This is a genomic window from Teichococcus wenyumeiae, from assembly GCF_003696345.1.
Lineage (GTDB): Bacteria > Pseudomonadota > Alphaproteobacteria > Acetobacterales > Acetobacteraceae > Pseudoroseomonas > Pseudoroseomonas wenyumeiae.
Genome location: NZ_RFLX01000088.1, coordinates 1 through 6,194, shown reverse-complemented (window position 1 = coordinate 6,194; position 6,194 = coordinate 1). Strand labels below are relative to the sequence as shown.

General features: G+C 70.0%; 7 protein-coding genes. 6 read left to right on the top strand and 1 reads right to left on the bottom strand.

What is annotated here, in order from left to right:
• Nucleotides 1–104 precede the first annotated feature (104 nt).
• From EBE87_RS29255 to EBE87_RS27390, 6 genes are all read left to right on the top strand, one after another.
• Nucleotides 105–251 (top strand): hypothetical protein, encoded by a 147-nt coding sequence (locus tag EBE87_RS29255; RefSeq protein ID WP_158601056.1) that lies wholly within the window; start codon nucleotides 105–107, stop codon nucleotides 249–251.
• A 70-nt stretch (nucleotides 252–321) separates the two neighbouring features.
• Nucleotides 322–1,683: a cytochrome c gene (locus EBE87_RS27410; RefSeq protein ID WP_158601057.1), complete on the top strand. Its 1,362-nt coding sequence runs from the start codon at nucleotides 322–324 to the stop codon at nucleotides 1,681–1,683.
• An 8-nt stretch (nucleotides 1,684–1,691) separates the two neighbouring features.
• Nucleotides 1,692–2,192: a (2Fe-2S)-binding protein gene (locus tag EBE87_RS27405; protein ID WP_120640872.1), complete on the top strand. Its 501-nt coding sequence runs from the start codon at nucleotides 1,692–1,694 to the stop codon at nucleotides 2,190–2,192.
• The gene (locus tag EBE87_RS27400) at nucleotides 2,189–4,417 is read left to right on the top strand and encodes a xanthine dehydrogenase family protein molybdopterin-binding subunit (protein ID WP_120640873.1); all 2,229 of its coding nucleotides are present in this window, start codon (nucleotides 2,189–2,191) and stop codon (nucleotides 4,415–4,417) included. The genes EBE87_RS27405 and EBE87_RS27400 overlap by 4 nt, the downstream gene beginning before the upstream one ends.
• Nucleotides 4,418–4,810: 393 nt before the next feature.
• Entirely contained in the window at nucleotides 4,811–5,251 is a 441-nt protein-coding gene (locus EBE87_RS27395; protein ID WP_147426232.1) for a Rap1a/Tai family immunity protein, read from the top strand.
• Between the two features lie 13 nt (nucleotides 5,252–5,264).
• Complete coding sequence (locus tag EBE87_RS27390; RefSeq protein WP_120640875.1) at nucleotides 5,265–5,552, top strand: glycine zipper domain-containing protein; 288 nt, start codon at nucleotides 5,265–5,267, stop codon at nucleotides 5,550–5,552.
• A 390-nt stretch (nucleotides 5,553–5,942) separates the two neighbouring features.
• Here EBE87_RS27390 and EBE87_RS30160 read toward each other — a convergent pair.
• Nucleotides 5,943–6,194: hypothetical protein (locus EBE87_RS30160; protein ID WP_233560258.1), on the bottom strand; the 252-nt coding region annotated here is incomplete at its 5' end.

Genomic DNA, 6,194 nt, shown 5'->3' with positions numbered 1-6,194 from the left:
GTCAGCCATGGCAGCACCTCCGACGCCATGGAATCACAGCAAGATCAAAGCTCAAGAGGCTCATTAATAGGTCCTGAGCCTAGTAGGCTGAAGGCCCTCTGGACATGTTCGGCGTGTTCTCCCGGTTTTTTCCAACCCAAGCTTTCGTGAAGGGCCTGATCAACGTTCAAATCCATAGCCTGATCGTCGGACAAGTCATCCCCGATGCGTGGTTTTGTTCTGTCGGCGGCGTGGTGGCGGTTGAGATGTAGGCCGGTGCTCTTCTTCGCCGTGGGGTTGCGGTTAGACCGGCGGCGCAACATGCTGCGCGCGGAGGTAACCGTGCCAAGACTCAAGACACTACTGCTGGGGGCCGCCGGGGCGATCGTCCTGGCCGGCGCCGGCTTCGCCGCGCTGGCCTGGAAGCCCGCCCTGGACCCCGTGACGCCACCGACGCGTGAGAGTTTTCCGCCCGAGCTGATCCGGCGCGGGGCGGAACTGGCGGCGATCGGCGATTGCAACACCTGCCACACCGCGCCAGGCGGCAAGGTCTTCGCTGGAGGGCTGGCCCTGCCGACGCCCTTCGGCACCGTCTATTCCACCAATATCACCCCGGACCCGGAGGCGGGGATCGGCCGTTGGTCGGAAGCCGCCTTCCAGCGCGCGATGCGGGAGGGCGTAGACCGCGAGGGCAGCCACCTCTATCCGGCTTTCCCCTACGACCACTTCACGCTCGTCACCGAGGCCGATAACCGCGCCATCTACGCCTATCTGATGACGCGTGAGCCGGTGCGGGCCGAGACCCCGGCCAATGAGCTGGTCTTCCCGCTGGGCTTCCGGCCGCTGCTGGCGGGCTGGAAGCTGCTCTTCCTGGAGGAAGGGCCACGGCCGGAACTCGAAGCCGATCATGGTGCCTATCTGGCGGAAGGCCTCGGCCATTGCGGCGCCTGCCACTCGCCGCGCAACGCCCTGGGCGCCGTGCAGCACGACCATGCCCTCTCGGGCGGGGAGGCGGAGGGCTGGTACGCCTATGCCGTCAACCAATCCTCCCCGGCGCCGCAGCCCTGGACGGAGGAAAGCCTCTTTCACTACCTCCGCCATGGCTGGGAAGCCTCGCACGGCATCGCCCGTGGCCCGATGGCGCCCGTGGTGGCCAATCTGGCCTGGGTGCCGGAGGAGGATGTGCGCGCCATCGCCGGCTATGTGGCGCGGAAGATGGGGCATGGCGTGACGCCGGCCACGGTGCCGGCCCCCATCATCCCCGTGCCCGGCCCCGGCACCAGCCCCACCATGGCCGACAGCCAGGCGGTGCCCCCGGTTCCCGGGCAGGATGCCGGCCGCGCCGTCTATGCCAGCGCCTGCGCCAGTTGCCACGAGGCCGGGCGGCCACTGCCCTTCGGTGGCATGCATCTGAAGGGCAGCACCGCCCCGCATGGGCCCAATCCGCGCAACCTCATCAATGTCGTGCTGGACGGCCTGCCTGCTGCCGAGGGTGAGCGCGCGCCGATCATGCCGGGATTCCGCGCAGTCTTGACCGATCAGCAGATCGTCGAGCTGCTAGGCTATATCCGCGCCGCCTTCACGGACCAGCAGCCCTGGACGGGGGTGGAAGCCTTGGTGCGCGAGGTGCGGCGGGGCCATACGACCTCGGCCTCCCGGCCCACCGATGCCGTGCAATCCGCTCCCGCCGACCCGACCCAGTGAGGCCTGCCATGGTGAATCTCAAGGTAAACGGCCAGCAGCATTCGCTGGATATCGACCCGGAAACGCCGCTGCTCTACGCGCTGCGGGATGAGCTGGGGCTGAACGCGGCCAAATACGGCTGCGGCCTCGGCCAGTGCGGCTCCTGCACCGTGGTGGTGGATGGGGAGGCGGTCTTCTCCTGCGTCTCCCCCGTGCTGCTGCTGGAGGGGCGGGAGATCACGACGCTGGAGGGCCTCGGCACCGCCGATGCGCCCGGTGCCCTGCAACGCGCCTTTATCGAGGAGCAGGCGGCCCAGTGCGGCTACTGCATCCCCGGCATGATGATGCGCGCCCAGGCCCTGCTGCGCGCCAACCCGAACCCGACGGATGACGAGATCCGCTCGAGCCTGCAGACCAACCTCTGCCGCTGCGGCACGCATATGCGGATCCTGAAGGCCGTCCGCCGCGCGGCGGGCCTGATGCAGCGGGCCGATGCCAGTCCCACCCCGGCGACGGGAGCCGTGCGATGAGCGCCGAACTCTCCCGCCGCGGGCTTCTCGGCGTTGGCGGGGCGCTGGTTCTGGGCTTCACCCTGCCGCTGCGCGCGCAGGAAGCCGGGCAGTCCGCCACGCCGCCCGCCAAGGCGCCGCCACTGCCGGGCAGCCTGAAGACCACGCCCGAGCTGGATGCCTGGCTGCGGATCGACGCCCAGGGCGCCGTCACCCTCTTCACCGGCAAGGTGGAGTTGGGGCAGGGCGTCAGGACGGCGGTGATGCAGATCGCGGCGGAGGAGCTGGAAGTGCCAATGGAGCGCATCCAGCTCGTCAGCGGCGATACCGGCCGCACGCCCAATGAGGGCTATACCGCCGGCAGCCAGTCCATGCAGGAAAGCGGCACCGCCATCCGCCATGCCGCCGCGCAGGTGCGGGAGCTGCTGATCGGCCGCGCCGCCGGGCAACTGGGCCTGGATGCCGGAAGCCTGCGCGCCGAGCAGGGCGCCGTCATCGCCGCCGATGGCCGCCGCCTCAGCTTCGGGGAACTGGTGACGGGGCTGGACCTGCATGTGAAGGCCCAGCCAGAATCCAGGCTGAAGGCGCCCGACCAGTTCCGGGTCATGGGCCAGCCCGTGCCGCGCGTGGATATTCCCGCCAAGGTCACGGGCGGCGCGGCCTATGTGCAAGATATGAGGCCGGAAGGCATGGTCCATGCCCGCGTGGTGCGGCCGCCCGCGCCGGGCGCGCGGCTCGCCCTGCTGGACAGCAGCGCCGCCGAGGCCCTGCCGGGCGTGCTGGGCGTGGTGCGGGATGGCAGCTTCCTGGCCGTGGTGGCGGAGCGTGAATGGCAGGCCATCAAAGCCATGCGTGCCCTGGCCGCCGGCGCGCGCTGGGAGGGCGGGCCGGGCCTGCCGGAGCAGCGTGACCTCTTCGCCACAATGCGCGCCCTGCCGACCGAGAGCTATTCCATCCTGGACAAGAACGCGCCTGTCCCCGGCACGGCCAAGGAGCTGCGCGCCACCTATACGCGCCAGTACCAGGCGCATGGCTCCATCGGCCCCTCCTGCGCCCTGGCACAGTTCCAGGATGGGGTGATGACGGTCTGGACGCATAGCCAGGGCGTCTACCCCCTGCGCGGCGCCCTTTCCGAAATGCTGCGGATGCCGGCGGAGCAGGTGCGCTGCATCCATGTCGAGGGGTCCGGCTGCTATGGCCATAACGGCGCCGACGACGTGGCGGCGGATGCCGTGCTGGTCGCCCGCGCCATGCCGGGCCGCCCCATTCGCCTGCAATGGATGCGGGAGCAGGAACAGGGCTGGGAGCCGCTCTCCCCCGCCATGATCACCGAAGCCGGCGGAAAGCTGGACGCGCAGGGGCGGATCATCAACTGGGACTACGGCGTCTGGAGCAATACCCACAACACCCGCCCCGGCCCGGCGGGCAACCTGCTGGCTGCGCAGCATCTGGCCGAGCCCTTCACGCCCGCGACGCCCCGGCCCGCGCCGCAGCCGGCGGGGGCTGGCGACCGCAACGCCATCCCGCTCTACACCTTCCCCAATGCCCAGGTGATGCACCACTTCATCCCGCAGATGCCGCTGCGCGTCTCGGCCCTGCGGGGGCTCGGTGCCTTCATGAACGTCTTCAGCATCGAGAGCTTCATGGACGAGCTGGCGGATGCCGCCGGCGCCGACCCCGTGGAATTCCGCCTGCGGCACCTGGAGGATGAGCGGGGTCGTGCCGTCATCCAGCTGGCGGCAGAGAAGTTCGGCTGGGGCAAGGGCAGGCCGGCACCTGGAATCGGCCATGGCTTTGGCTTCGCGCGCTACAAGAACTACGCCGCCTATTGCGCCGTGGCGGCCGAGGTGACGGTGGAGCGCGAGACCGGACGCGTGCGGCCACTGCGCGTCGTGGCGGCGGTGGATGCCGGGCAGGTCATCAATCCCGACGGGCTTCGCAATCAGGTGGAAGGCGCCATCATCCAATCCACCAGCTGGACGCTCTATGAATCCGTGGGCTTCACGCCGAACGGCCTGACCAGCGTGGACTGGTCCACCTACCCGATGATGCGCTTCAACGCCGTGCCCCGGCAGATGGAGGTGCATATGATCGACCGGCCCGGCATGCCTTTCCTGGGGGCGGGGGAGACTGGGCAGGGGCCCGCGGCGGCGGCCATCGGCAATGCCGTGGCGCGCGCCGCCGGCCAGCGCCTGCGCGACCTGCCGATGACGCGCGAGAAGATCAAGGCCGCCATCGGCGTCTGACCGCCCATCGGCGGCCCGGGCATGCAGCCGGGGCCGCCGGTTGACGCCGGCCGGCTGAGGGCCATCGCCGGATGACCGCGCGCGCTTTCCTCACCCGCACCGACCTGCGTGATGATCTGCACGCCTCGGCCTCGGGGCTGGCGAGATGGTGATTGGTGCATACCGCCATGCGCCGGGTGGGCGGCTGCTGAACGGGCCGGATGCCTGATCAACAGCCTCTAGGCCCCGGCCCCTGGCGGCACCCTTTCGCGGCCCTACTTTGGGAACGGCATCGCAACTATCATGCGCCGCGCGGCTTCCACTCCTGGCGGCCGGGTGCGCCCGGCCGCCGGTTCAGGCCGCCGGGCTATCCTGCACGGGTCCCCGCGGCGCGATCATGCGAGGACCGATCTCATGCGGATACTCACCTTGGCCTCGGCGCTCATCGCCTTGGCCACAGCCCCTGCACTGGCCCAGATGGCACCGCAGGGGGGTGCTTCCATCGTGACCCATGCCGGCAGCGTCGCCGATCTGGCGGCGATCTGTGATCCATCGCCCCAGCATCCGCGCCGCCTGGAATCCATCGCTTATTGCCAGGGCTACATCACGGCGGCGGGCCAGTACCACACGGCCGAGCGGATGGTCGGCAACCAGGCAAGTCCGCTCTACTGCCTCCCCAATCCACCCCCGACCGTGGCGGAGAGCGGCCTCTCCTTCGCCGCATGGGCGCGGCAGAATCCGCAATATAGCAACGAGCCGGCGATCGACGGCCTCACCCGCTGGGCACAGGCGAGTTTTCCCTGTGGAGATGCAGCCCAGCAGCGCGGCGCCAACCGCGGCACCATGGGCCGCTGAGAAGGGGATGCAGATGATTCGCCATTTCCGCGTAGCTTTGCCCCTGGTGGCAGTGCTCTCCCTCGGCGCCTGCGGGCCGGGCGGCATGAACCCCGAGACTCGCAACCTCCTCGGCGGCACCGCCGGCGGCGCGGCGCTGGGCAGCATTGTGGGTTCCTTCAGCGGCGATGCCGGCCTCGGCGCCCTGATCGGGGCCGGTGTCGGCGCGGGCGCCGGCTATCTCTACAACCAGGCGAACCGACCGCCCGAGTGGCGGCCGCCTCCGCCTCCGCCACCACGCGGCCCGCGCGGCTACTACTGACGCGGGACGACATGGCCGGGCGTCCGCGCGCCCGGCCGCTTCCCCTCGGCGCCAGCCCAGGGCGGCGCGCAGCGCTTCCGCCGCCTCCACCCGCGGCGCGGCGTCCCGCGCCGGCGCTTGGCCTGGGCACCGCGACCAGATAGGGCATCACGGCGCGCTCACCGAAGGCGGTCTCCCCCACCAGCACGCCAAGGGCGAAGCCGATCCCGACCGCGAGCGCGAAGGACAGCACAAGTTCCTGCAGCGTCACCCACAGTGCCTGGAGCATGTAGCCGCCGGACAACAGGTTCCCTCCCATGAAAACCAGTTGCCTCAGGGTGTCCCCGGGCGAGAGGTGGCGGCCGACTGCGTCATCAGGGCTGCGGCCGCTGTTCCCACTCACGCCAGGCCTCAGCGGCCCAGCAGCGCCAGGAGGCGGGACGGGCGAGGCGGCAGGCCCGTTACGAAGAAGCCGCCCGCATGCATGCAGCCGGCGCCTCGATCAGCGACATGTCTCGCCAGCTGAACGCCGATCGCAAGACGCTCCGCCGCTGGCTGCAAGCCGGGGCGGCCCCGAGTTATACCGTCGAGCGGATGAACTGACTCTGATGTGATTTCCTGCGCGGCGGAGATGGTGATTCGCTTCTGGCCTGACCTGTGTGA

What these genes read in the sequence shown, in the direction of transcription:
- EBE87_RS29255 (WP_158601056.1), top strand. Translation starts at nt 105, where the DNA reads ATGTTCGGCGTGTTCTCCCGGTTTTTTCCAACCCAAGCTTTCGTGAAG.
- EBE87_RS27405 (WP_120640872.1), top strand. Translation starts at nt 1,692, where the DNA reads ATGGTGAATCTCAAGGTAAACGGCCAGCAGCATTCGCTGGATATCGAC.
- EBE87_RS27400 (WP_120640873.1), top strand. Translation starts at nt 2,189, where the DNA reads ATGAGCGCCGAACTCTCCCGCCGCGGGCTTCTCGGCGTTGGCGGGGCG.
- EBE87_RS27395 (WP_147426232.1), top strand. Translation starts at nt 4,811, where the DNA reads ATGCGGATACTCACCTTGGCCTCGGCGCTCATCGCCTTGGCCACAGCC.
- EBE87_RS27390 (WP_120640875.1), top strand. Translation starts at nt 5,265, where the DNA reads ATGATTCGCCATTTCCGCGTAGCTTTGCCCCTGGTGGCAGTGCTCTCC.